This is a genomic window from Legionella rowbothamii, from assembly GCF_900639985.1.
Classification (GTDB): domain Bacteria; phylum Pseudomonadota; class Gammaproteobacteria; order Legionellales; family Legionellaceae; genus Legionella; species Legionella rowbothamii.
In genome coordinates this window covers 80,711-105,748 of record NZ_CAAAIM010000005.1, presented here as the reverse complement: position 1 = coordinate 105,748, position 25,038 = coordinate 80,711, and the positions used below count along the sequence as shown (strand labels likewise).

Genomic DNA, 25,038 nt, shown 5'->3' with positions numbered 1-25,038 from the left:
TTTAATTCCTCATGGTGCATACATCACCTGAACATCCGCTTGGGGACTATTTAAAAAAGCGCTAATTGGCATAATCATGGGATCAGGTTGCGCCATTGCTTGATGCAATACGGCTAATTTATTTTGCCCCTTTAAATGTAAAAATATAACTCGGCTGTCCAACAATCTTCTTTTTGATAGACTAACACGTTGGTGAGCGGTAGTTTTAGGATTTACAAAAAGTACAGCAGGGGCATTCTCATCAAGCCCCAAGTTTAATTCATCAGCACTTGGAAATAAAGATGCGGTATGCCCATCGTCACCCATCCCCAAAATTACTACATCAAAGGTGGGTAAAGCAGAAATCTCTTGCTCAACATGGTGTAAATCTGGATCAGTTTCAGAATATAAACTTACAAAGCGCGCCGCCTTTGCCTGATGCTGCAGCAGTAATTGTCTAAGCATGCGCTCATTACTATTATCATCACCAAGAGGTACACAACGCTCATCCGCCAAAGTAATCGTCACCTTATCCCAAGGTAATTCAACTTTTGCTAATGCCTGAAACAAATCAGCTGGTGTTTTTCCACCGGAAACCACTAAATAAGCATGCCCTCGCTGTGTTATCGCATCAAGCAAGAGACGCTTTAATTGGCACACTAAATCACTCACTAATAAATCTGCATCGCCGAAACTATGTAACTGCATTTTGCTCCCCCCATACATGTGCTTTGCCATTGTATAAGCGAATCACCTCTAAAGGTCCCCAAGTTCCGGAGGGGTAAGTGTATAATGGAATAGACTGTCTTTCCCAAGCCTGTTTAATATTATCGATCCATTTCCATGCTTGCTCCACCTCTTCTCGGCTGACAAATAGATATTGATTCCCTAACATCACCTCCAATAACAAGCGTTCATAGGCATCCGCGATACGTTGGGTGTTAAAATTTAAGTCTAACTTACTGTCACGTAGCTGCATACTGTCACTAAGTCCTGGAACTTTGTTCATCATTCGCACTTCAACCCCTTCATCAGGCTGTAAACGGATAATCAATCGGTTTGGTGATAATTCTTGTTTTAATTGTTGAAAAATATTGTACGGCTGCTGCTTAAAATAGATTACGACTTCACTTTGTTTTTTAGGTAATCGTTTTCCAGTAAGCAGATAAAATGGTACACCGGCCCAGCGCCAGTTATCAATAAACGCTTTAATGGCAACAAAAGTTTCTGTTTTAGAGTTTTTATACGCCCCCTCTTCATCCAAATAACCTGGTACCTTTTTCCCCCTGAGAGTATTGCTAATGTATTGAGCACGTATGGTTTGATCATGAACATGTGCCTCATTAATAAAACGTAAACTTTTTAATACCTTTAATTTTTCACTGCGGATGCAGTCTGCAGAAAGGCTCATTGGCGGCTCCATCGCCACCAAAGCCACGATTTGCAGTAGATGATTCTGGAGCATATCTCGCATTTGCCCGGATTTGTCATAATAAGACCAACGCCCCTCCACACCAACCTCTTCAGCAACGGAGATTTCAACTTTTTCAATCATGCTTTGATCCCAGTTTGATGAAAAAATTGCATTAGCAAAGCGAAGAACTAAAAGATTTAAAACCGTTTCCTTTCCCAGATAATGATCAATACGATAGATTTGATCTTCGGCAAAGAAATGAGCGACCTGATCATTGATCACAATTGAAGAAGGTAAATCATGGCCAATTGGTTTTTCTAAAACCACTCGAGATGGTTGACTAGTCAAACCAATGGTAGACAATCCCTGGCAAGTTTGTGCATATAACGACGGAGGAATTGCAAAATAAGAAATGGCTATGCGTTCTTCAGGATGGACATGTTCCGTTAATTTGTAATAATCCTCTGGTTTTGCCATATCCAGATGGCAATAAATTAGTCTTTGCGTAAGGCGGGCCCATGCTTCCTCATCCAAATGCTCATGAGTGAAAAGCTCAATTTTTGCCTGCATAAGTTGGATGAAATCCGCTAAGGTAAAATCCTCCCGAGCACAACCAATAATCCGAGTGCCTGGATGTAACAGTTGAGCACATTCCAATTGATATAATGCAGGGAATAATTTACGACAAGATAAATCGCCTAAGGCACCGAATATTATTAAATCGCAAGGATACTTCGCTGCAACGTCATCAATCATAGATCATCCCACATTATGCCAAACTCAAGTGAAATCAATACTAAATTGAAAGAGAACACAGATCAACCAAATTCCATCCCTTAAAAAGGGCTACATTGCAAAACTAGGGTTTTATGCTATATCAAGATAATAGAATGGGGTTACTTTTCTCTCAATTAAAAAATCAGGAGGACTATATGCTTAACAGACGATTTTCTGAACGCCTAAATAAAGAACTCGATAATATTGGCGCTCCTGTGTCAGCGAACGAACGAATTGAGGTATTATCCAAATTAATAAAAATTCCCAAATTCAAAGCCGAAGCCTTACTCAATGGTGCGACAAATCCTGATGCCACAATATTGGCCAGCTTAGCCAAAGAATTCGAAGTCAGTGCGGATTGGCTTGTAGGTAAAGAGGAGGCGCCCCATTAATAGGCCAAACTATTGCTATACTGTTAGTAAGATTTATTGCAGAGTGCGTATAACATGAGCATTTTTAATACTAGAAAAACCGAGCTTATCGAAAAGATAGGAAAGTATGGCGCTTACAATACTGAATCCTGTTTAAGTAAAGAAGGCCAGAAAGAATTATGTAAAGGCATTGGTAAATATAGACAATCTCATGACACTAGAGTAGCTGCTTATCAAAAAGAACATGGTATAGCACCACGTGCAGACGGCCTTCGTGAGCCTAATTTCTTTAGAAAACAACTAATTGAGTATATTGAAAAGCACCAACTTCCGCAGTACACCCCCGGCTCACCAGATACTAGGGGAACCGATCCGGAAAAAGCAACCATTAAAATGGAAGCTTTGCTAGGTGAAAAAGGGGTTAAACTGTATAAATTAGCCTTAGAAGAAGAGATGAACAGCACAGAATTCCGATATGCTGTGGCAGAAGCATCAACAACCCATTATGATGGACCCAAATGGAAAAAAGAACGGCCTGTTGTTATTGTGGCAGGACCTTCTGGTTGTGGAAAATCTCATGCCGCCCAAAATGCGATAAAAACCGCCAACCGTTTTTTACCTACGGATGATCAGGATATGAGCGGCAATAACGTAATTGCAGCAGATGGCGGTATTGTTCGTGAAGTATCACAAATGCGCAAACTATTAGTACAGGTCGCGCTTCATCAAGGGTACACAGGTATTGAAGACTTACATAGTAAAAGTAAAGTTTTAGAGAAGACAAAACACTATGTGCAAGCTGCAGGATTCGCTACTCCAGATGTTGGCGTAGTTATTCCGGAAACATTTTCAAAATGGCTTAACCCCTTAAGTGCGGTAAGAGGTCTAATGAAACGAATTGATGCACTTGAGAATACCAAACAAATTTTTGCTCGCGTGATCGGAGCCGATGAATCATTTCAAGAAACTGTTGGATTTATGGGCTCCCGTAGGGCATGGAAAACTAAGGACTTTGACCAACAACAACCAATAGACCTAAATATTTCCAAAGATGATATATGCGAATCCAAAGCCTATGGGGCTAGTGGGTTTGGTCTAGGGAAAGGAGGCTCCAAAAGTGCCGAAACTTGGTTTAATAAGCACAGTAAAGATAAATTAAGCATGGTGATAACCAATGATCTGATTCTGTTAAAGCCAGATCCCAGTAATCCCAAAGGTCCCTGGCTTTCTGCGGCAAAAAACGATGAGGGGACAAAACTTATTTCTAAATCAGTGTATGAGAAATGGCTTGCTCTCCCCGATGTAGCTGAGAAGCCAACACTGACGGAGTATTATAAAGACCACGCGAAAGCAATTATTACCACCTCAGCTCAAATCGATTTTGCCATTGCGCAAAAGCAAATTGTTAAGCGCTTGGCCGTAACTGAGGCAAAATTGGAAAAGGAATTGAACAAAGATAATCCTAACCCCGGCCGAGTAAGCCAACTCATTCATCGTCAAGCACTTTTGACAGAAATAGCGAATTTTGGTCCCGAGGACTTAGTAACCCACGAAGCAATTGCATACGTAAGGCAAAAAACCCATGAAGCAGTGGATGATTTAAAAGCAGCAAAATCCTCATCTCTATCAATCAGTTGGTCAATTAAAGCGTTTGATAAAGTGTTAACTAATCTTGAAAAGGTGAGTAAAGAGTTAGAAACTCATAATCCAGCATCGGAAACAGTGCAAGCTAATTGCCAGAATAGTCGTGCGCTAAAATGCCGATTACAAAATATGAGGGCAGAACAGGTTGAAACCAAGGAACTCGACAATGAAGACACTGCGCGCATTATTGCAGTGAGATAAGCATAACAGTTTACTTCATATTTATGGACCTAAGGGTTTGGCGAAGGATCTCCGGAATATGGCATTTATACTTACTAATAGCACTTCTGCCTAATTCAGGAGCTCCTTACCGAGGTTTGGGATGACATACCTCTTTTTAATTGACGCTAAACCCTATTTAACGCAAATTAACCATGAAAGCGATGGCTCAAATTCATTGGCTTTGCATGTTTTTCAATATATTCAATAACTTTTCCAGCAATGTTAACCCCTGTTGCCTTTTCAACTCCCTCCAAACCAGGTGAGGAGTTAATTTCTAAAACTAATGGACCATGATTAGAGCGAATTAAATCCACACCTGCAACCTTCAAGCCCATCGTTTTCGCGGCACTCACAGCAATCGCTCGCTCTTGAGGAGTAAGTTTTACTTTAGTCGCATTTCCTCCTTGGTGTACATTGGCACGAAACTCACCTTCTTTGGCTTGGCGTTTAATCGCACCAACTACTTTTTCACCAACCACAAAACAACGAATATCCGTACCTCGAGATTCTTCAATAAACTCTTGTACTAAAATATTGGCATGCATTTCCTTAAAGGCGTTGATAATGCTCACCGCCGATTGATGGCTATCTGCCAAAATCACCCCTTTACCCTGGGTTCCCTCCAATAATTTAATAACTAAGGGAGCTCCGCCAACCATGCGAATTAAGTCTTCTGTATCATCAGGAGATTGTGCAAAACTGGTTAAAGGCATAGGTAAGCCTTTACGCGCCAATAATTGCAATGAACGAAATTTATCCCGTGAACGCGAGATAGCAATAGATTCATTAACCGTATACATGCCCATGGTTTCTAAATGACGTAAAACAGCCGTTCCATAGTATGTCATCGATGCGCCAATTCTAGGAATAACTGCATCAAAATGAGGCAGGGGAGCCCCTCCACGATAATGGACTTTAGGACAAGATGCTGCCACATTCATATAGCAATATAAGGGATTAATAATCTTAATCTCATGGCCAGCAGCTTCCCCTTCTGCTTTTAAGCGCTTATGTGAATACAACTGTGGGTTGGTGGCCAATATTGCAATTTTCATGAATATGCTGTTCCTCAATTATTTTTATTTTTTTATGCTTTATGAGTATATCTAAAGCCTAGCCTATAAATTGGAAAATCTCCTCCCACCTCTAGGGTGAAAAAGATCATCCAAGCAGCTCTTAGTGCCCTCCATAACTTAGCCGCATTACTTCCTTGCCACAATAAAAGCGCTGAATTAATTGGTTGTTTAAGAAACCAATTGTATGTAATCTTTTGCCAATAAATCAGCCCGATGTGGTGTGGTAAAAAATGCATTTAATTCCCCTTGAGGATTAAATAACATCAAAGCACCACTGTGTTGCATGTCATAACTTTTCGGGTCTGAAGTATCTTTTTCCATAATTTTGGCATAAGCAATTCCCATTTCTCGAGTCATTGCCTTAATCGATGCATCATCTCCTCGTGCCCCATAAAAATCAGGATGAAACGAAGAAACATAACTACCTAATTTTTCCTGATCATCACGCTCAGGATCAATTGAAATCATTACCACCCGAGGTAAATCTTTCACTCCTTTATCTTCGAGAATACGATACATTTTACCTAACTCAGCTAAAGTAGTAGGACAAATGTAACCGCAGTTAGTAAAACCAAAAAACAGCACCGTCCATTTACCTTGCAAACTGGCATTATCAAAAGCTTTTTGATCCGTGCCCGTCAAGCTAAACTGATTTACAGTTCTTGGGTTTTCTAAATAAGTTCCATGAAAATTGGCAACATCAATTTTTTTCTTAAAGTGCATATGCTGTCCGACAAAAATACCGGAAAATAATCCTGCCAACGCCAACAAAATAACCACCGTAAAGGTAATGCCCTTAGTCTTTAAATTCATTCTCATCCCCTACAAATAGTGATCCACTAATAAAAATACAAACAATAACATTAAATACACAATCGAAAATCGGAACGTTTGCATTGCCACTACAGGCTTGTCCGAACGATATAATTTATGGGCCCAAAATAAGAAACGGGCTCCAAGCACTAAGGCCCCAGCTAAATAAAACAGGCCACTCATGCCCACTACAAAAGGTAAAACGCTCACGACTAAAAGTAAGATGGTATATAAATAAACATTTAATTTGGTAAATTGAATACCATGGGTTACGGGCAACATGGGAATTTCTGCATGTTGATACTCTTCATGTCGATAAATTGCCAAAGCCCAAAAATGTGGTGGTGTCCAGGTAAAAATAATCAATACCAACAATAAAGCCTGAGGATCTAACTGATTAGTTACCGAAGTCCATCCTAATAAAGGAGGCGCCGCTCCAGCCAAGCCACCAATAACAATATTCTGTGGCGTAGCACGTTTTAAATAACCAGTATAAACCCCCGCATACCCAATCAATGTGATAAAGGTTAATAAAGCAGTTAACTTATTTACAAACACAGCGAGAACTGTCAGCCCTAAGACACCCATAATTAAAGCAAACCAAGCAGCTTGATGAACAGAAACTCGCCCATGCGCAACTGGACGTTTTTTAGTCCTCGCCATAATTGAATCAATTCGTCGATCTACTAAATGATTAATTGCGGCAGCACTACCCGCGCACAAACCAATACCTACCAAAGCGTTTAGCAATAAAGCGCAATTAACCCAGCCAGGTGCCGCCAGATACATACCAACAAGCACCGTGAGCAACATCAACATTACTACACGCGGTTTACATAGTTCGATATAATCGCGCCAAGCGATTGGGGTTTGTATTGTTTGATCTGTCTGCATTATTCCGGCCCTTTACGTGTCAAATGAAGTGAGCTAAATACCGTTGCCAATAAAAGCGCTGCAACACCATTATGGGCAACTGCTACAGTAATTGGCAGCAAATAAATCACATTCAGAATTCCTAAGGTAAACTGTACTAGTACCAATAAAAACATAGCTAAGGCAGCGACTTTTAAATACTTAAAGCGAGCTTTAAGCATAATTAACACTGCGAGTGCTAATACATAAACTGCAGTCACTACCGCACCAATACGGTGAATAAATTGAATCGTGACGCGAACCTCATGATCTAATAATCCACCTTGATAATTTGCACCTACCGAAGAAAATAAATTAAAGCCTTCGGCAAAATGCAATTCAGGTAGCCAAACCCCATTGCATATAGGAAAACCGATACAGGAAATACCCGCATAATTTGAACTTACCCAACCACCCAGTGCAATTTGGAAAAATACAATGATAACTGCCAAACGCAACCAAGGCCGCCACTGAGGCAAATCCACTCCCTTTAAGGAGCTAACCTGAAAACGTAAACGGCTCAAGCAGGCAACAATCAGCATCCCGCCTAAAAGGTGCCCCATAACCACAACAGGCAACAATTTTAAGGTAACAGTCCACATGCCTAATGCCGCTTGAAAAACGACGAGCAGCAATAAAGCAGCAGGCAAATGCCAAGGCAAATTTAAACCTTGTAACCGCTTGCGCAACATTGAAAAACCAATGAAAAAAATCAACAATCCTAAAGTTCCTGCTGCATAACGGTGAACCATTTCCGTCCATGCTTTCTTTGATTCGATAGGAATCTGTGGATAGGCCGTTTGCGCCTCTTGCAAACTCGACTTGGCACTTGGCAGTACCATACGTCCATAACATCCTGGCCAATCTGGACAACCTAAACCCGCATCAGTTAAACGCGTGTATGCCCCAAGCATCACCACGAACAACGATAAAAGTACTGCAGCAGTTACTGCAACGCGTAATAAATTATTGTGCATTCAATTAACCATTCTTTTCTGTTGTATTAAGCAATAACTTCAAATCTTTGTAGACATCATCTGGTTTAACCAATGAAGCATAACTGAGAATTAAATAATTATTAGGATCAGCTAAAAATATCTTTGGCTCCGCGAGCAAACGTTCATGAGCACTCGCCTCTGCAGTGGACAATTGTACCACTTGAAACTGTATTTCTTTTAGTGCTGATTGCTCTTCCGCTGATAACGCAGACGCTTTATCGCCAAGCACAAGGACTTGATCCACCTGATACAGCTTACGGCCCAAAGCTAAGCGAACTTTAGCTAAAGTCTCTAGCTGGTTCTTACAGGGAGAATCACATACATTAGGCGCCCAAAATACAATACGCCATTTTTTTTCGCCCTCCAGGCCTTTTAAAACAACCGGCGGACTTAGCAAAGTCCCCTTATTCACCCGGGTAGAACCTAACCAACTGGGATGTTGATAAAAAACATAAGCCGCAATACCTGGGGCAGCAAACATAACAATTAGTAGTAATACAACATAATATTTATTGGACTGTGTCTTCATTTCTTTTCTTCAGGTTCAATGCTACAAATATAATTAAGATAACCGAAGCCATAGCAAACCACTGCAATGCATAAGCCAAGTGTCGCTGCGGAGGCATGGATACCGTTGCCCATTCTCGTACAAAGCCATGTGTATCTTGCTTGTCGAGGCGAATAATAAACGGATAGACTGATTTTTGCAAAAGTTGACTTAACAATTGTTCGTCCAAACGCTCAAGAATTATGACGCTATTCTCTTTTTTTTCATAATCCTGACCCAAAACCCACTGACCTTTACTCGGAAAATAAACTGTTCCTTGTACTTGAATTAAATTCGTAGGTGCCGTAATTTTAGGAAAAATACGCCGAGTCATATCGCCAGGCATCCACCCTCGGTCAATTATCACAACAGAACCATCTACAAGTTCTAATGGGGATAAAACATGGTAACCAAACTGGTGTTGGTAATGCTGATTATCGAGGAGAAATACTTCAGGCAAATAACGCCCCGTTATTTTAATCGGAGTGTATTGTAATGGCAACTTTTGTTTTGGGGTCCATAGTGCTGGTTTTAGACTTGCTTGTCTTTTTTCAGCCGCAAGCATTTGTTCTTTTTCTTCAGCACGATGAATTTGCCAAAATCCTAAACGCAGAAATAGCCCCACAAATAATAAGGTTAGAAAAACCATTGTCCAACTTGGGGTGAAACGAAATTTAAAAAAGGGTACACTAGGCATAGTTTATTAATTGCTCAAAATTTTTTCAGATTTGATCGGCAGTTCCGGGAGTATAACAAATGATCACCAAAATCATCATCATCTTTACCATGATTATTATTGCAGGCTCTCTAGCCAGCGGCCTTGTTTTTTTACTGCGTGACTCAGGAAATACCAAAAGAACGGTAAAAGCCTTAACAATTAGAATTGCCATCTCATTGAGTTTATTCATTTTTTTGATGATCGCTTTTAAACTAGGGTTAATTAAACCTCATGGTATTTAAAGTTAAATTTAAGGAACTAACTATGCGCTTATTCTTTATTTGTTGTATTTTTTTTGCAAATTATGCCAATGCAGATACGATTAGAAATTACATGGACATTGCTAATAATATCCCGCAAATGGAAATGAAAGCGGATCCTCAAGCCCAAGCTTGGGCAAGATCAGCCCGTCATGTTCTGATGATTACCAGCGAAAGCATTCAAGAAACCCTGATACAAGCAAACGAAACCGCAAAAAGCCAAGGGCACCCTATTTTTTGCCTGCCCCCTAGCGTGCAATTAAATCCACTGGCCTTAAATGATCTTATTCAGCAAACCTACAATGAAATTTCCAGCCAGCAAAGCGATAAAGATTCAATGACAGTCTCTCAAGTTGCCTGGTTAGGAATAACCAAAAAATACCCCTGCCAAACAAATGCCGCTAAAACAGAAATGGATTTAGTTGCCGCCGCCTGGGGTGGTCAACAACAAGCACAACAACCGACACAGCAACAGCAAGCTCCTCAACAACCAGTGCAACAGCAAGTTCAAGCAAATCAGCTGCAACAGGCATTGAATTAATTGTTAGCCACAAACTCACGCGACTTGTGCATGGCCAAGAGCCAGACACTTAACCGCGGGAGCCTTGAATTTGTCGGGACACGGACTGGGCTGTTAAGCCCAGAAAACACAGCTTGAGCTTACTTCCAACTCAGGGATTAACAGACCAGCCTTCATCCCAAAGAGGGACGATTGCTTAACTCTAAGCGCTAAATTCTTCAAATGCCTCTAATGCTTCAGCAGCATACATCAAAGACGGGCCGCCTCCCATATATACTGCCATAGCTAGAGTTTCGAGCAGCTCTTCTCTTGAAGTTTGTAACTTAACTAAGGTTTGAGAATGGAAACCAATGCAACCAGGACAATGATTAGCAACTGCCAAAGCGATAGCAATCAATTCTTTGGTTTTTTTATCTAATACACCCTCTTTAGACGATGCTTGTGCTAAAGCAGAAAAGCCTGCCATAACTTCAGGCATTTCTTTACGCATTTTCGCTAATTGAGTACCGATATCTTTGGTAACTTGAGAAAATTTTCCTGACATGTGTAAAGCTCCTTTTTTATATAGTCTATGAAAAATACCTAATGTACCGTATTCCAGCCCTGAACAAAAGACTAAGAAGTGGCTCTATTTAAGGTTTCTTTAGCTAAGGTTAGCCGGCGTTCAAGTTCGCCTAATTCTGCTTTTAACTGCAAAATTGCAGCGGCGTTCTGGCCACGCATCATTTGCTCTAAAGCCTTAGTCATAGCCTGCTGCTGTTTTTCTAAAGCCTGAATATCGGTTTCCAGAGTTTGCATCCATTGTTGCCTGGTACTTAACATTTTGAGGCCAAATGAAGCTTTTTCTTCTGGCTTCTGATGACGGCCGTGGATTTGACATAAAGCCACCAAAACATTTACTTTTTGCTGAATTCGAGTTGCAAGATAAGAGGCACTATTTCCCTCTTGTTTGGATAAGTTTTGAATGTCCATTTTAATTTCCGCAATACATGCAGCGCCAGTTGGGCTCTCTGTGCGAAATAAACCGCGGGGCAACTTATGACTTGAAAAGGAGTTCCCTAACTCACCAACTTTCCATTCAAGTTCAGGTAGTCTCGTAGTTAGGGTTTTTAATAGTTGTTGGGTTTCGATTGACATTAAGTTAAACCGCAGGCTCCATGTCCGGAGTTTTGGCCTGAAGCCAAGAACTGATAAACGGAGGAGAACACATTAGGAGTAAACCAAAAATCAAGGTAAATTCATAACGCGCCAAGCTACCAACATCAATCCCATCAGGAGGAATAAAGCTTACAGCTAGAGTAGCACACACACCGATAATACCTACTCCAGCAACAAATAACATTCCAAACATTCCCCCTGGAATTTTAAATGCACGTGGATGTTCAGGCTCTGATAAGCGTAATTTAATCGCCGCAGCAAACATAATGAAGTACATCAACATATACAACTGTGCCGCTAATGCAGTTAGTAACCAATAAGAACCATTAACGCTGGGCATAAATAAAAATAGACCTGATAACAAAGTTACAATCGTTGCTTGGGTATATAACATCACCACTGGAGCACCGTTCGCATTGGTTTTTTGGAAGGCGTTCGGTAAATTACCATCTTCCGCCGCGACTAATAATCCTGTAGTCGGTGCAATAATCCAGTTACTCACCCCCCCCAGACCACCTAACACCAGCATGACGGCGACGATGGGCATCATCCAGGTCATATGATAACTGGAGAAAAACGCTTCAAAGGCTTGCATAATTCCAGCCACTAAATTGATATCATTTTGAGGCAGTACAATGGCAATTGCTAAAGAACCCAGAATTAGCGTACTCAAAATAATTCCTACGGAATAAACCAAAACTTTAGGAAAGGCATTTTGTGGATTTTTCACATCATTTGCATGAACCGTGGCAATCTCAATACCGCAAAACGACATGATAATTGCCGTTAAGGATACCCACATTGATCGATCTGATAAATGGGGAACAATACTGGGTACGTCAAATTGAACTTGTAAGGGATTGCCTTGGGCAATCCAAGCTACGCCCAAGCCAATGATCAGCGACATAGGTAATAATAAACCCGCCAGTGAACACAGATTACTAAACAAAGCAGAGGAACTCATACCACGTAAATTAAGTAAGGTCGCTCCCCAAAAACAACTCACGATGACCGCCCAGAGAAAATAGGGATTGCTGGTTAATGCCGGATTGATTAAATAACCAATAGTACCCGCAACAAAGGATAAGATGGTAGGATACCAAATGACATTCTCAATCCACTGCAACCAAATGGCTAAAAACCCCATCTTTTTGCCAAATGCCTGTTTAACCCAAATATAAATTCCACCTTGCTTGGCCCATCCTGAAGCAAGTTCCGCAGAAACAAGAGCCGTAGGAATCAAGAAAAATAACGCACCTAATACAAAATAAAATATAAGTTGGCTACCAAATAAAGCGGTAGCTGGTAAATTACGGATGCTGTCTACAGAGCCAACCGTAATCATGGTCAAGCTAAAAATAGTTAGTGAGTGTTTTTTATTGCTCATCGCATTCCTTCGTTGCAGTGTTGGGCCCACAGAAGCTCCCATTATAGAGGCTAAAGCTTAAGAAACCCTTAATAATAGCGTAATAAATAAACAAAAATCTCTGTTATTAACCTAGAAAAATACCAACAGAGAACAATAAACATTATCGCTGGGCTAAAATACCACGATTTAATTAGAAAATCTCTGCAATTTTTGCCGTTCTTTATGAAAGAAACAATTCCATAAAGAACTATAATAAAGGGCAGTAGCAGGATACATCATCCCGAGCACCGCGAGAGATCTCGATATGACTAAAATTAATAGTGCTACATTTAGAAGAGCCATCGTCATAAACCCTCAAGATGATGTGCCTCATGCCATACTGGCAAAATATAATCTCTATGTGCTATAGTGACTATTTTTTTCGGGTACCACCACCATGTTTGACACCTTAACCGAACGCTTGACCCGCACCTTTAAAAATTTACGTGGACAGGGTCGCTTAACAGAAGAGAACGTCCAAAGCGCCCTACGTGAAGTTAGACTCTCACTTATTGAGGCAGATGTTGCTTTACCTGTTATTAAAGAGTTTATTGAACAGGTAAAACAAAAAGCGCTTGGGCAAGAAGTTTTAAACGACTTAAACCCAGATCAGGCCTTTGTTAAAATTGTCCATGATGAATTAATCCAAGTCATGGGTGGTGAGCGTGCCGAGCTCAATTTCAAAACACAGCCGCCTGCAATATTTTTAATGGCTGGCTTACAAGGTTCTGGAAAAACAACCAGCACGGCAAAACTTGCTCGTTATCTAAAAGAAACTGAAAATAAAAAAGTGATGGTGGTCAGTGTCGACGTATACCGGCCTGCAGCAATCCAACAGCTAAAAGTATTAGCCGAACAAATTGATGTCGCATTTTTCCCAGCAGAAGGACATGAACAACCATTAGCTATTGCACAAAAAGCTGTTGATAGTGCGAAAAAGCAATATATGGATGTGCTACTTATTGATACAGCGGGCCGCCTGCACATTGATGCAGAAATGATGGCCGAAATTAAAGGCCTGCATCAAGCAATTCAACCAATAGAAACTCTATTTGTTGTGGATAGCATGACAGGGCAAGATGCGGCAAATACAGCTAAGGCATTTCATGAAGCCTTAGCATTAACTGGAGTTATTCTTACTAAAACTGATGGTGATGCGCGTGGTGGTGCAGCCTTATCCGTAAAACAAATTACAGGTCAACCCATTAAGTTTATCGGAAGTGGGGAAAAAATCGAAGCGCTAGAACCCTTCCATCCTGAGCGTGTTGCGTCAAGAATATTGGGCATGGGGGACATTCTTACGCTGATTGAAGAAGTAGAGCGTAAAGCAGATAAACAAGCCAGCGAAAAGCTAGCTAAGAAATTAAAGAAAGGCAAAAGCTTTGATTTGGAAGATTTTAAACAACAACTATTACAAATGAACAACATGGGCGGCATTAGCGGTATGATGAGCAAGCTACCCGGTGTAAGTCAAATGATGCCGCAGCAGGCAATGAAGCAAGTTAGCGACAAAGCAATGGCTCAAACCATTGCTATTATTAACTCTATGACGCCTAAAGAGCGCCGTATCCCTAAATTAATTGTGGGTTCACGCAAAAAGCGTATTGCTCTGGGTTCAGGAACCCAAATTCAGGATGTTAATAAGTTATTAAAGCAATTTGAACAAATGCAAAAAATGATGAAGAAGTTTACCAAGCCGGGAGGCATGCAAAAAATGATGCGCGGTTTGGGGGGAATGGCCGGATTAAAGGGTATGTTCCCAGATGAGTTTAAGTAATTATTAAAGAAGAATGTTAGAAAAATGAACGCAGTACGATTTTTTTAAGATAATTCGTAAGAATTACTTCACATGCCGAGTTAATTTTCGTACAATACACGGCATTTTTACGTAACCACTCTAAAGTAGAGGAAAATAATGGTCGTTATACGTTTATCACGAGGTGGCGCGAAAAAGCGTCCGTTTTATCACTTAGTTGTTACAGACAGTCGCAAGCGTCGCGATGGTAGCTACATTGAGTCTATTGGTTATTTCAACCCTGTAGCACGTGGACAAGAAGTGCGTATTCACATCGATACAGACAAATTAAGCCAATGGCAAAAAGTTGGTGCGCAATTATCTGATCGCGTAAGTGCACTGGTAAAAGAATTTAACAAAAAAGATAAAGCTGCTTAATAACGTGAGTAATCAGGAAAACTGGATAGTCGTTGGACGTTTTGGACGCCCTCATGGTATTAAAGGCTTTGTTACGGTTCACTCCTTCACAGAGCCTCGCGATAATATCTTGAGATACGAAGATTGGCATGCATTTATTAACAATAAATGGCAGCCAATTAAGCTGCTCCATGCGGAAGTACAAACTAAGTCCATTATAGCCCAAATTGAAGGTTATCCTGAACGTGAAACTGTAGCTCATCTAACTAATGTAGAAATCGCAGTTCAGCAGGCGCAGCTTGAAGAACTGAACTCTGGCGAATATTACTGGCATCAGCTAATTGGCATGAATGTAGTGAACTCCAAAGGAGAATCTTTTGGTAAAGTAACGGAGATCATCCCGACGGGCTCCAATGATGTGTTAGTAGTGCAAGGCGAAAAAAGGCATTTAATTCCTTATTTACCTAGTCAGTTCATATTAGATGTTAATCTCAGCCAACAAATTATTACTGTTGATTGGGATCTGGATTTTTAAGTGGCACTTCATCTTGGAGTTATCACTTTAATACCCGAAATACTTAATGCCTTAAATTATGGCATCACGGGTAGAGCTATAGAGCAAGGCTTGGCTAAAATAGATCACTGGAATCCACGTGATTGGGCATCTCGGCCTTATCGACAAGTTGACGATAAGCCCTACGGTGGTGGCCCAGGAATGGTCATGATGTATGAGCCCTTGCAAGCAGCAATTATGCAGGCCCGCAGTCAAATGCCAAGTCACTGCAAGACGATTTACCTTAGCCCGCAAGGAAAGGTGATTCGCCAGCATGACTTAAACCAAGTGGCAACTGACTCGCAACCATTGCTATTTATTGCTGGGCGATATGAAGGAATTGATGAGCGCATTCTTCAGCATTATGTCGATGAAGAGTGGTCTCTTGGAGATTTTGTTTTAAGTGGTGGTGAGTTAGCCGCTACGGTATTTATCGATGCGATTATTCGTTTGATACCGGGCAGCCTAGGACACCTTGGTTCAGCAGAGCAAGATTCATTTATGAATGGCTTGTTGGATTGTCCTCATTACACTCGACCTGCAACGATTAATGGGTTAGATGTTCCTCCTGTTTTATTAGGTGGAAATCATAAAGAAATCGAGCTGTGGCGAAGAAAACAATCTCTAGGTAAAACCTGGCTTAAGCGACCAGATTTACTGGAAAAAATAGAATTAAATAAAACAGACCGGCAATTGCTTGCTGAGTTTAAGTGCGAACACGGTATTTCCTAGCCTCTAAACTAGGGAGACCAATTTGAGGAGTAGTCCATGACTAATATTATTGACCAACTAAATGCTGAGCAAATGCAGGGTAAAGAAATTCCTGAGTTTAGCCCAGGTGATACTGTTCTGGTTCAAGTGAAAGTAATCGAAGGAACCCGTGAGCGTTTACAGGCTTTTGAAGGTGTTGTAATTGCTAAGCGTAATCGTGGTTTGAATTCTGCGTTCACTGTACGTAAAATTTCCCATAACGTTGGTGTTGAGCGTGTATTCCAAACTTACAGCCCAATCGTTGACAGTATTACTGTAAAAAGACGTGGTGATGTACGTCGCGCTAAACTATATTACCTACGTAATTTAGCAGGCCGTGCTGCACGTATCAAAGAAAAATTAGCAACTAAAAAAGCTGATTAATTCGCTCTGCATCTCGTTCCTGTCACAGGAAAGAGATGCAAGTATCTCACTTGTCTGCGCATATGCATCATCTGACAACTAATCTTATTGTCTCTTTTTTTTCAACCCCCTGGGGCAGGCTCGCAGTTGAGTTTGATGAGCATTTTGTTTATCGTTCTTTTTTCACTCAAGATATAGGCCCGTCACTGACTCATCCCCTATCTGATTTAATTCAACACGAGTTAGCATCCTATATTGCAAACCCTAATCATCGCTTTCAATTGCAACTAAAACCACAAGGCAGCGCCTATCTGCAAAAAGTATTAAGTGCTTTATTAGTTATTCCTATCGGGCGTACCATTACTTATGGTGAACTGGCATTAAAATTACAAAGTAGCCCCCGAGCGGTCGGCCAAGCCTGCAAGCGCAATCCATTGGCGCTCTTCATCCCCTGCCATCGCGTTGTTGGGAAAAATAGTTTAGGTGGGTATATGGGTAGTCCTGATGCTTTGCATTATAAAGACGCATTATTGGCTCATGAAATGTCGATAAGGCGATAGACAAAGATCTGATATACTGTTTGACCATGGGTCTAATGACGCGTACTTAAGCATATTTAGTTAACGTAGCTGAGAGACTGAATTACCGCGGTCAAGCCGCGATAATTCGAGCGTACTATTTGCAAGAAAGAAAGTTGACTAGTACGCTTTAATGGCTTGCTAGGCAGAAGCCTTAGGCATAGGCTCAACTTTATTATCCCCTGAAGGCCCCGGAATTATTTTAGAAAAAAAGAACGCACAATAAGTTAATAGAGTCTTTGATACCTGCATGAGGAGCGAAGGAGGAGCTATTTTATCTAAAAACTTTTCCTCCCACTTCTTAGGCTGGGCTTTCCGAAGCAGCATCACATAGTTATTTATTTCAGATAAGGCTTTATCGCCCAACTCAGTTTGCTTTTTTAAATAAGACAGAAGGGCCTCCGCAATTCCCAAACGCGTGTAACACAAACTATTGCCCTTTTCCTTATCTTCCTCACGATAAAGTTTATTCTTATATTCGCTTACTTCATGCAGTACAAAGTTAATATCGTATATTTTTTTACAGGAAATCAATACTTGCGCCTCATTAATCAATGAGGTGCGTTTTAAAAAATCATGGCGGACTAAGCTGAGGCTCTCGCTAAAAAGACTAGAACTTCCCCAACCCATCCGCGTTTTTTCATCCATAAATTTAAAAATCTCGCGCTCATTCACTCCCACAGGAAAATCCGTGTCATTTAAATTAAGCGTGTGAAAAGCTATACATGAGAATAGCGCGGAGGTGGTTGTCATCAATTGATACATTAATACCCCAGAATGCAACAACGTCGTTAACTCAGAAATTGCATAGAGAATGGCCATATGCTCGATATCTTCATCACGAAAACCATAACTTAGCCACTCGAAGATCAAACAATCCATAAGGGCATCACCACCTAAAGGTTCATCAGATTTCCCATATTTTTTGGCAACAAAGTTAGGCCACTCCAAAAAGAGAAGGAAATCTCGTTCACGCAGAGCCATAAGATATTCAGAACTAGATGAAAGCATAACAATCCTTGCATGCAAACAACAAATTTTTTAAGATTATTATCCTATACTTAAAAAAAATAAATATATATATTCCTGAAGGTGCATAATGAGAAAAAACTATTCGTTCTTAATCGCGTTATCCCTTTTGCCTCTCCCAAGCGCATTTGCAAACTGTGATTTAACCCACTTTCGCTGGGAATGCGACATCCCCCTTCAAGTGGCACCAAAACCCTACGCTCACTCATTAGTTTATTGCAATGACTCATATGGCTACGTTACCAAAGAGCAATATGATATTTTAACCCGCTATCAACGCGCTAATGTGAATATGGTCTTAAACATTAATGGCGAATATATAGACAGTCCTTGTATCCCTACACAAAGAGAGTAAAATGGGAAAAAAGAGCCTCCTTCTCCCGTTGTATGATTATCGAATTAGATGGTATTTCTATTGAAGTCTTAAGAAAGCCGATAAAGAACATGAATCTGCGCATTTATCCCCCTGATGGTTTAGTCCGGGTCAGCGCCCCTCTAAAATATAGTGAACGCTTAATCCGGAAAACCTTGGAAGAAAAAAAAACATGGATTCATGAACATCGTGAGCGTATGCGTAATCGCGCCCCTTTAGAAAATCTACCTTTGCAAACGGGTGTATCAATACCTTTTATGGGAAAGAATTACTTATTAATCATTGAAGAGCACCATGGTCCAAATCATGTGGAACTTCACGATGAACTCATACACTGCTACATCCGGCCAGGGAGTTCACCGACCCAATTACAAGCCCTAGTTGATACTTGGTACAAACGTCAAATGGAGCTATTGCTTCCAAACCTCCTTCTGCATTGGGAAACCATTGTTGGTGTCAAAACCAAGCAATGGGGCATCAAGAAAATGAAAACGCGCTGGGGCTCCTGTAATCCTCATGCAGCACGGATTTGGTTAAATCTGAACCTCATTAAAAAACCGAAAATTTGTTTGGAGTATGTATTGGTTCACGAATTAGTTCATATGCTGGAACCCAGCCATAACAAACGATTTTATGGGTTTATGAGCCAATTTATGCCTCAATGGCGTGAACATCAACATCTTCTTGAAGGACGCTAAATGCAGGAAAATACCGAGCTACTTATTGATAATCTTTGTAATCAAGGATTCCATCTCCTCGATGGATTCTTATCCCAGGAATATTATTTGTCGCTTCGCACTACGGCGAAAGAATTATATAAACAAGGTTTATTTCGAAGCGCTAAAATTGGTCTTAATATTAGTTCACAGCAAAATAACGCCGTCCGTACAGATGAAATTTTATGGCTAGAATCAGATAACCATGACCCAGCAATACAGTTTTTTATAAATCAAATTCAGCAGTTATGCCAAATTCTCAATCAAAATCTATTTCTAGGCATCCAGGAATTTGAAACCCATTTTGCAAGTTACCAACCCGGTACTTTTTACAAAAAACATATCGACCAATTTGCAGCACAAAAGACCAGAAAAGTATCCTTTGTTTATTATCTAAACGAAAACTGGCAAGATGAATACGGTGGTCAATTAAATCTTTATAATACCAATCACCAGCTGCTTGAAAAGGTTACCCCCAAAGGAAATCGACTCATTTGTTTTAATAGCGAATTACCTCATGAGGTTGTCACAACCAATCAAACGCGATACAGCATCACCGGTTGGATGAAAACAAGACCTCTTGACCGAATGGAATAGTAGCTCTCCATTCCACCTGCAAAAAGGAGACTCGACCAGCATAATCAGGCAATTATTGTGTATAATAATGTTTTATCTTCACAGAATTCTATATGCATGCCTTAGACATTAAACAGCTATCTAAAACTTATGCCAATGGAGTTCATGCTCTAAAAGGCATTGATTTAACGATAAAAACTGGTGATTTTTTTGCCCTTCTTGGTGCGAATGGCGCAGGCAAATCAACTACTATTGGCTTAATAAGCACTTTACTGACTAAAACTTCGGGTGCAATTAGCATTTGCGGCTATGACCTGGAAAAAGATGCAGAAAAAGCAAAGTCATGTCTTGGCTTAGTGCCCCAAGAAATTAATTTAAATATTTTCGAGACCTGCCTGCAAGTATTATTGAGTCAGGCTGGTTATTATGGCATTTCACGAAAAAATGCCTTACCCAAAGCGGAAGAACTCTTACATCAGTTGGGATTATGGGATAAACGCAATTCAATTGTCCGCCATTTGTCTGGAGGCATGAAACGGCGCTTAATGATCGCCAGAGCGCTTGTGCATCAACCTCGGGTCTTAATTCTTGATGAACCAACTGCCGGTGTTGATATTGAAATCCGACATAGTATGTGGGAGTTTTTATCACGTACCAATCAGGAAGGCACCACAATTATCCTGACTACACATTACCTGGAAGAAGCTGAGCAGTTATGTAAAAACATTGCCATTATTGATAAGGGACAAATTATTAAAAACAGCTCCATGAAAGCCTTACTGCAAACTTTACGCCATCAAACGTTTGTCTTCAATACAGAACAGCCTATCCACACCTTGCCCGATCTTAGTCCTTTACTCGCTACCCTTATTGATTGCAATACCTTAGAAATTCGTGTTGATACACATGACAGCTTAAATGCGGTTTTTACTATCTTAACCAAGCAAGGCATCAATATTAACAGTATGCGTAATAAAACAAATCGCTTGGAAGAACTCTTTTTGGATCTTATAAAAAATGGCCATTGAAAAACAACTTGTTTCTTTATACACGCTGGTACGACGTGAAGTTGTACGAATGTTCCGTATTGCCAGCCAAGTATTTTTACCCCCGGTAATCACTACAACTCTTTATTTTTTGATTTTTGGTAGCTTAATCGGCCCTCGTATTGGTGAAATCCAGGGAGTTAGTTATCCCATGTTTATTGCTCCAGGTTTAATTATGATGTCGGTAATTGTTAATTCCTATGGCAATGTATCGTCTTCACTGTACAGTGTCCGTTTCCAAAAAAGTATTGAGGAAATGCTAATTAGCCCCATGCATAATAGCTTTTTGTTGCTGGGATATGTTGTAGGGGGGATGATACGCGGGTTAATTGTTGCGATTTTAGTATATCTTATTGCTAGCTTTTTTCTAACGGTTCAGTTAAGTCATTTACCCATGACCTTATTGGTGGTCTTATTGGTGTCTGCGATATTTTCCTTAGCCGGTTTTACGAATGCTATGGTTGCCCGTAATTTTGATGACATTATGATCGTCCCCACCTTTGTGCTCACTCCACTAACCTATTTAGGCGGTGTTTTTTACAGTACAGAGATGTTGCCGAATTTTTGGCAAAAGGTATCTCTTTTAAATCCAATTTTATACATGGTTAATGCCCTTAGACAGGCAATGATTGGTCAAAGTGAAGTCGATATGAGTTTAGCAATGAGTATTATTGGTATCATGCTTATTTTATTAGCCGCATTGAATCTATTCTTATTAAAGAAAGGGGTTGGTTTACGTGAGTAAGTCTAGGCCGATACTTTATCATTGTATCCCATCATCATTGCAAGCCTAGGTGAAACAATCCAGGGTCATACCTCGCAAAGAACCGGTACTGAATTGCTGCATACGAAATTACGACGTTGGTTTAAATACTCGCAAAACTTGTACCCCGTATTAGACGCAGTCGTAATACAGGTTTATGCAATTATCGGGTTGCACGCAACCCGATCGACTAGGGTAAACCAGTACTACAAGCTAAGGAAATATCTGCAACAGCAGTAACAGCCTGAATGGAATCAATGCTGCCGGTCGTCACCGTACCTGGAATCTGGTTCGAAGTTACATAAGTTGCAATTAAAGCGCCTTCATCTGAAACATTGGTATCCGCAACAGCCCCTCCAGCCATAGTTTCAATTTTTCCTGGTGAGTTTAATGGCGAATTAACAATACCATCCGGTGGAAATGGAGCATCGACAATGCGATCACAGGTAACACGTACACTTTTTCCTGGTCTCAAAAGCTTATCGCGGGCAGAAACTAATCCCTCGAGAACCTGCACGTAAGTATTTTCGGTAGCACGAGCACCTGCGCATTGCTTGTTTTTACGATTAGCATTCGTCTTCGCAGAACGGGTCGCATCAACACGAATATGAGTTCCAAGAATAGCAAGAGATACAATAGGGGTTTTTAGTGTCTCTTTGATTTTCCCACTATTTTGAATTTCTAGTTTTCCATGGGTTAACTCTGCATCAATTTGCACGCCAGATTGCTTTGGCGCATAAGCGTGAATCTTATATGCTGAGTTTGAACCAATATTCACTAAAGCACCATTTGAATACTGAAGATGCACCGCAGCTTCCGCCGCGGTAACAATTTCATCACCCGCCTCTAAAGCGGAACCACGTGAAAGAGTACGCGTACTACCTCCATGAGAGGCTGTAACCTTATTCTGAGTAAATAATACCTTAGCGGCGGACTCAGCGAAAACCTGGGCCGTCATGGATAAAAGTCCGATTAAAATTATTCTCTTCATATTTTTCCCTGTACAATAAACAAAACATTAATTATTTATGTAGATGAACATAAATACCACTCCAATCTTCAGCAGGTGGTTCCTCCTGGAATCCTTTAATGCGCTCAAGATACATTTGATACAAATAAATTTCCGGCGACTTGCTTTTCAGAATATCAAATTTCTTTTCTGCGGACGACCAGTTACCCGCATAATATTCATCTAAAGCTGCCTGGTATTCCTCCAATTCAGCCATAACTGCATCAGCAACCTCTGTACGCAAACCAACTGGTTGATAAATAATCAATCCCGTTTTACGCCCCTTAACTCTTATCTTATCTACTGGCCGCCATACAAATCGATCATCGGCAGCATGAGTCCCATCGCTCACTAAAATATTTACATGATAAAATTTGGTTAAATCTTGCAACCGCGAAGCAAGGTTTACCGTATCGCCAAGAACGGTATAAGCACGACGGAATTCAGATCCCATGTCCCCTACGTTCATTAAGCCTGTTGCCAAACCCACCCCAATATTTACGGCAGGAAGTCCCGTTGCTATCATTTTTTCATTGATTTCAGGCAAGCTCTTTATCATGGCTAACGAGGCCATAACCGCATGATAAGCATGCTCATCATCGACCATGGGCGCCCCCCAAAAAGCGACAATCATATCGCCCACATATTTATCGATGGTGCCACGGAAGCTGAAAATTATTTCAGTAATTGGAGTAAAAAATGTATTTAATAAGCGTTTAACATTCGAAGCCTCCAACGACTCACTGATGGTAGTAAAATTGCGTATATCACTAAACTGCACGGTCATATTCCGCTCTTGCCCCTCCATGCTGTATTGTTCTGGAGAGTCAATTAACTCTTTAACATATTGCTCAGGAACATATTGACCAAACAACTGATTAATTTTTCTCTTTTGCCGCCGCTCCATAATAAATAAATAAGCATAGTTAGCCAGAGTCTGTAGAGTAATCAGGACCAAAATGAAGGCTAAGGGTACATACAAACTTTTAGCGACAAAAAGATAAACAGAAATTGCTAGGGTCGCCAGTATGCTTATAAACGCTAGCGCTAACATGCCTGTAACCCCGACAAAGGCAAAGATGCAGGAGAAAAAGAATCCTAATAATACTAGGTACAAGCGAGCACTTGTAGTATGCCAATTATATTGGGCAACAAGCTGTTGCCCCACAATTCCTTGCACCATGTTGCCTACCATTTCCACCCCAGGGAATGATTGAGCTACTGGAGACTGGTGCAAATCGGCAAGCAAAATCATGGTTGAGCCAATCACCGCAATGGCGCCTTGTAACTCCTCAGGATTAAAGTTGCCTTGCATAATATCGGTTGCAGAATAATAAGGTAAGGTGCCAGGAAGCCCCCAGAAAGGTATAAGGATTTGGCCTCTAGAGTTCGTTGGTATAAACACAGCCCCAATTTGGATTCCGCTTAAATCACCATCAGCATTAGTCAAAGTGACATGATCAACCATCAAATAATTCATTGCTATTGCCAATGATAAAGTGGCATAGAGTTTGTTATCATAGCTAGCTATCATCAGTCCATGACGTACTGAGCCATCGGAGTCAGGAAGATTCGTTACCGAGCCCGCTTGAGTCGCCGCATTAAGAAACAAAGGCAAACAACCGTTATATCCAGAAAACTGATACAAAGGCATATCACCTCGATAAATAAAAGTATTGTTTGGCGTAGTTAACGGGGAAGGTAAAACTCCCTTTTTAACCACTTGATCGTTATGAAATAAAAAACCCAAAACGACATTATGCTCCAATAAAGAGTGAGCAAAAATAAGGTCATTATCAACTTGTGGCGCAATTGCCTCTAATAAATCGGGGAGCTGTTGTTGATTAGCCGGGAGTTTAGGGACCAATGGCCTTAGTTCTTCTTTTAAACCGATGGCATAATTTACCTCAGGTTCAGCCATAACCATATCCGTACCAATAGTTACGACCCCAGCCCCCTTTAATTTGTTAACTAATTCAGCTAGCTTATTACGTGGCCAAGGCCATCTCCCTTCCTTTTGCACCGAGCGATCATCGATATCAATGATAACCACTTTGGGGTTAGGTAAATGTGGGCGACGATTTAATTGAACAATTTGATCATAAATTCGATCATCTAACTGATCGATAAGAAAACTTACTAAAGGAAGATGAATTACATCCGCAAGAAAAATAAATGCTGTACAAAAAAGACCCAGGGAAAATTGAGTCAATTTGGATTTTAGCATTTTAGGTAAAAACTGCGGAGCATTCATTGCAAAAATTCGTCCTTTCATTGAATGTAACCGTTCACTCCGAATGAAGGTAAAGGCTA

Annotated in this window: 29 protein-coding genes; 15 read left to right on the top strand and 14 right to left on the bottom strand. The window is 40.6% G+C overall.

Going from position 1 to position 25,038, the window contains the following annotated elements:
- Positions 1–9: 9 nt before the first annotated feature.
- Entirely contained in the window at positions 10–687 is a 678-nt protein-coding gene (pgl, locus tag E1P08_RS09990) for a 6-phosphogluconolactonase (RefSeq protein ID WP_133136878.1), read from the bottom strand.
- Entirely contained in the window at positions 674–2,149 is a 1,476-nt protein-coding gene (gene zwf / locus E1P08_RS09985) for a glucose-6-phosphate dehydrogenase (RefSeq protein WP_133136877.1), read from the bottom strand. Before zwf ends, pgl begins: the two co-directional genes overlap by 14 nt.
- 176 nt (positions 2,150–2,325) lie before the next feature.
- Between zwf and E1P08_RS09980 the strand changes: the two genes are divergently transcribed.
- Both E1P08_RS09980 and E1P08_RS09975 read left to right on the top strand, forming a co-directional pair.
- Positions 2,326–2,562 (top strand): hypothetical protein, encoded by a 237-nt coding sequence (locus E1P08_RS09980; RefSeq protein WP_133136876.1) that lies wholly within the window; start codon positions 2,326–2,328, stop codon positions 2,560–2,562.
- Positions 2,563–2,616: 54 nt separating this feature from the next.
- Positions 2,617–4,386: a hypothetical protein gene (locus tag E1P08_RS09975; RefSeq protein ID WP_133136875.1), complete on the top strand. Its 1,770-nt coding sequence runs from the start codon at positions 2,617–2,619 to the stop codon at positions 4,384–4,386.
- Between the two features lie 167 nt (positions 4,387–4,553).
- On the opposite strand, the gene rimK is transcribed toward E1P08_RS09975, so the two are convergent.
- The 6 genes from rimK to E1P08_RS09945 form a co-directional block, all read right to left on the bottom strand.
- Entirely contained in the window at positions 4,554–5,462 is a 909-nt protein-coding gene (gene rimK, locus E1P08_RS09970) for a 30S ribosomal protein S6--L-glutamate ligase (protein WP_133136874.1), read from the bottom strand.
- 189 nt (positions 5,463–5,651) lie between these two features.
- The gene (locus E1P08_RS09965; RefSeq protein ID WP_133136873.1) at positions 5,652–6,296 is read right to left on the bottom strand and encodes an SCO family protein; all 645 of its coding nucleotides are present in this window, start codon (positions 6,294–6,296) and stop codon (positions 5,652–5,654) included.
- Positions 6,297–6,305: 9 nt separating this feature from the next.
- Positions 6,306–7,190 carry a heme o synthase gene (gene cyoE, locus E1P08_RS09960; protein ID WP_133136872.1) on the bottom strand — a complete coding sequence of 295 codons (885 nt, stop codon included), beginning with the start codon at positions 7,188–7,190 and terminating at the stop codon, positions 6,306–6,308.
- Positions 7,190–8,185, bottom strand: coding sequence for a COX15/CtaA family protein (locus E1P08_RS09955; RefSeq protein WP_133136871.1), 996 nt, complete (start codon positions 8,183–8,185; stop codon positions 7,190–7,192). Before E1P08_RS09955 ends, cyoE begins: the two co-directional genes overlap by 1 nt.
- A 4-nt stretch (positions 8,186–8,189) precedes the next feature.
- Entirely contained in the window at positions 8,190–8,735 is a 546-nt protein-coding gene (locus E1P08_RS09950) for a hypothetical protein (protein WP_133136870.1), read from the bottom strand.
- A complete protein-coding gene (locus tag E1P08_RS09945; RefSeq protein WP_133136869.1) occupies positions 8,716–9,450 on the bottom strand; it encodes an SURF1 family protein in 735 nt (244 codons plus the stop codon). Before E1P08_RS09945 ends, E1P08_RS09950 begins: the two co-directional genes overlap by 20 nt.
- 59 nt (positions 9,451–9,509) lie before the next feature.
- On the opposite strand from E1P08_RS09945, the gene E1P08_RS09940 reads away from it, so the two are divergent.
- Both E1P08_RS09940 and E1P08_RS09935 read left to right on the top strand, forming a co-directional pair.
- The gene (locus E1P08_RS09940) at positions 9,510–9,713 is read left to right on the top strand and encodes a twin transmembrane helix small protein (RefSeq protein WP_133136868.1); all 204 of its coding nucleotides are present in this window, start codon (positions 9,510–9,512) and stop codon (positions 9,711–9,713) included.
- 22 nt (positions 9,714–9,735) lie between these two features.
- Entirely contained in the window at positions 9,736–10,272 is a 537-nt protein-coding gene (locus tag E1P08_RS09935; RefSeq protein WP_242602428.1) for a phosphatase, read from the top strand.
- Positions 10,273–10,453: 181 nt separating this feature from the next.
- On the opposite strand, the gene E1P08_RS09930 is transcribed toward E1P08_RS09935, so the two are convergent.
- The 3 genes from E1P08_RS09930 to E1P08_RS09920 form a co-directional block, all read right to left on the bottom strand.
- Positions 10,454–10,795 (bottom strand): carboxymuconolactone decarboxylase family protein, encoded by a 342-nt coding sequence (locus E1P08_RS09930; RefSeq protein ID WP_133136867.1) that lies wholly within the window; start codon positions 10,793–10,795, stop codon positions 10,454–10,456.
- Positions 10,796–10,866: 71 nt separating this feature from the next.
- Positions 10,867–11,388 (bottom strand): primosomal replication protein PriC, encoded by a 522-nt coding sequence (gene priC, locus E1P08_RS09925; RefSeq protein ID WP_133136866.1) that lies wholly within the window; start codon positions 11,386–11,388, stop codon positions 10,867–10,869.
- Positions 11,389–11,392: 4 nt separating this feature from the next.
- Entirely contained in the window at positions 11,393–12,796 is a 1,404-nt protein-coding gene (locus tag E1P08_RS09920) for an APC family permease (RefSeq protein ID WP_133136865.1), read from the bottom strand.
- Positions 12,797–13,214: 418 nt separating this feature from the next.
- On the opposite strand from E1P08_RS09920, the gene ffh reads away from it, so the two are divergent.
- The 6 genes from ffh (at position 13,215) to E1P08_RS09890 (ending at position 17,195) form a co-directional block, all read left to right on the top strand.
- On the top strand, positions 13,215–14,594 hold the full coding sequence (gene ffh / locus E1P08_RS09915) for a signal recognition particle protein (protein ID WP_133136864.1): 1,380 nt from the start codon (positions 13,215–13,217) through the stop codon (positions 14,592–14,594).
- Positions 14,595–14,732: 138 nt separating this feature from the next.
- The gene (gene rpsP / locus E1P08_RS09910) at positions 14,733–14,990 is read left to right on the top strand and encodes a 30S ribosomal protein S16 (RefSeq protein WP_058533087.1); all 258 of its coding nucleotides are present in this window, start codon (positions 14,733–14,735) and stop codon (positions 14,988–14,990) included.
- A 4-nt stretch (positions 14,991–14,994) separates the two neighbouring features.
- Positions 14,995–15,504: a ribosome maturation factor RimM gene (rimM, locus tag E1P08_RS09905; RefSeq protein ID WP_133136863.1), complete on the top strand. Its 510-nt coding sequence runs from the start codon at positions 14,995–14,997 to the stop codon at positions 15,502–15,504.
- Positions 15,505–16,254: a tRNA (guanosine(37)-N1)-methyltransferase TrmD gene (trmD, locus tag E1P08_RS09900; protein WP_133136862.1), complete on the top strand. Its 750-nt coding sequence runs from the start codon at positions 15,505–15,507 to the stop codon at positions 16,252–16,254.
- A 36-nt stretch (positions 16,255–16,290) separates the two neighbouring features.
- On the top strand, positions 16,291–16,656 hold the full coding sequence (gene rplS / locus E1P08_RS09895; RefSeq protein WP_133136861.1) for a 50S ribosomal protein L19: 366 nt from the start codon (positions 16,291–16,293) through the stop codon (positions 16,654–16,656).
- A 35-nt stretch (positions 16,657–16,691) separates the two neighbouring features.
- A complete protein-coding gene (locus tag E1P08_RS09890; protein WP_242602427.1) occupies positions 16,692–17,195 on the top strand; it encodes a methylated-DNA--[protein]-cysteine S-methyltransferase in 504 nt (167 codons plus the stop codon).
- A 159-nt stretch (positions 17,196–17,354) separates the two neighbouring features.
- Here the strand turns inward: E1P08_RS09890 and E1P08_RS09885 are convergent, their stop codons facing one another.
- On the bottom strand, positions 17,355–18,224 hold the full coding sequence (locus E1P08_RS09885; RefSeq protein WP_133136860.1) for a helical bundle domain-containing protein: 870 nt from the start codon (positions 18,222–18,224) through the stop codon (positions 17,355–17,357).
- An 88-nt stretch (positions 18,225–18,312) separates the two neighbouring features.
- Here E1P08_RS09885 and E1P08_RS09880 point away from each other — a divergent pair, with 88 nt between their 5' ends.
- From E1P08_RS09880 to E1P08_RS09860, 5 genes are all read left to right on the top strand, one after another.
- Complete coding sequence (locus tag E1P08_RS09880; RefSeq protein WP_133136859.1) at positions 18,313–18,597, top strand: hypothetical protein; 285 nt, start codon at positions 18,313–18,315, stop codon at positions 18,595–18,597.
- A gap of 32 nt (positions 18,598–18,629) precedes the next feature.
- Positions 18,630–19,313 carry a M48 family metallopeptidase gene (locus E1P08_RS09875; RefSeq protein ID WP_133136858.1) on the top strand — a complete coding sequence of 228 codons (684 nt, stop codon included), beginning with the start codon at positions 18,630–18,632 and terminating at the stop codon, positions 19,311–19,313.
- Positions 19,314–19,928 (top strand): 2OG-Fe(II) oxygenase, encoded by a 615-nt coding sequence (locus E1P08_RS09870; protein WP_133136857.1) that lies wholly within the window; start codon positions 19,314–19,316, stop codon positions 19,926–19,928.
- A gap of 92 nt (positions 19,929–20,020) precedes the next feature.
- Positions 20,021–20,935 carry an ABC transporter ATP-binding protein gene (locus E1P08_RS09865; protein WP_133136856.1) on the top strand — a complete coding sequence of 305 codons (915 nt, stop codon included), beginning with the start codon at positions 20,021–20,023 and terminating at the stop codon, positions 20,933–20,935.
- A complete protein-coding gene (locus E1P08_RS09860; protein WP_133136855.1) occupies positions 20,925–21,698 on the top strand; it encodes an ABC transporter permease in 774 nt (257 codons plus the stop codon). The genes E1P08_RS09865 and E1P08_RS09860 overlap by 11 nt, the downstream gene beginning before the upstream one ends.
- A 208-nt stretch (positions 21,699–21,906) precedes the next feature.
- Here E1P08_RS09860 and E1P08_RS09855 read toward each other — a convergent pair whose 3' ends face one another.
- Complete coding sequence (locus tag E1P08_RS09855) at positions 21,907–22,707, bottom strand: FecR family protein (RefSeq protein ID WP_133136854.1); 801 nt, start codon at positions 22,705–22,707, stop codon at positions 21,907–21,909.
- A gap of 31 nt (positions 22,708–22,738) precedes the next feature.
- Positions 22,739–25,000, bottom strand: a complete 2,262-nt coding sequence (locus tag E1P08_RS09850; RefSeq protein WP_242602426.1) for a CHASE2 domain-containing protein — start codon at positions 24,998–25,000, stop codon at positions 22,739–22,741.
- Positions 25,001–25,038: the final 38 nt, after the last annotated feature.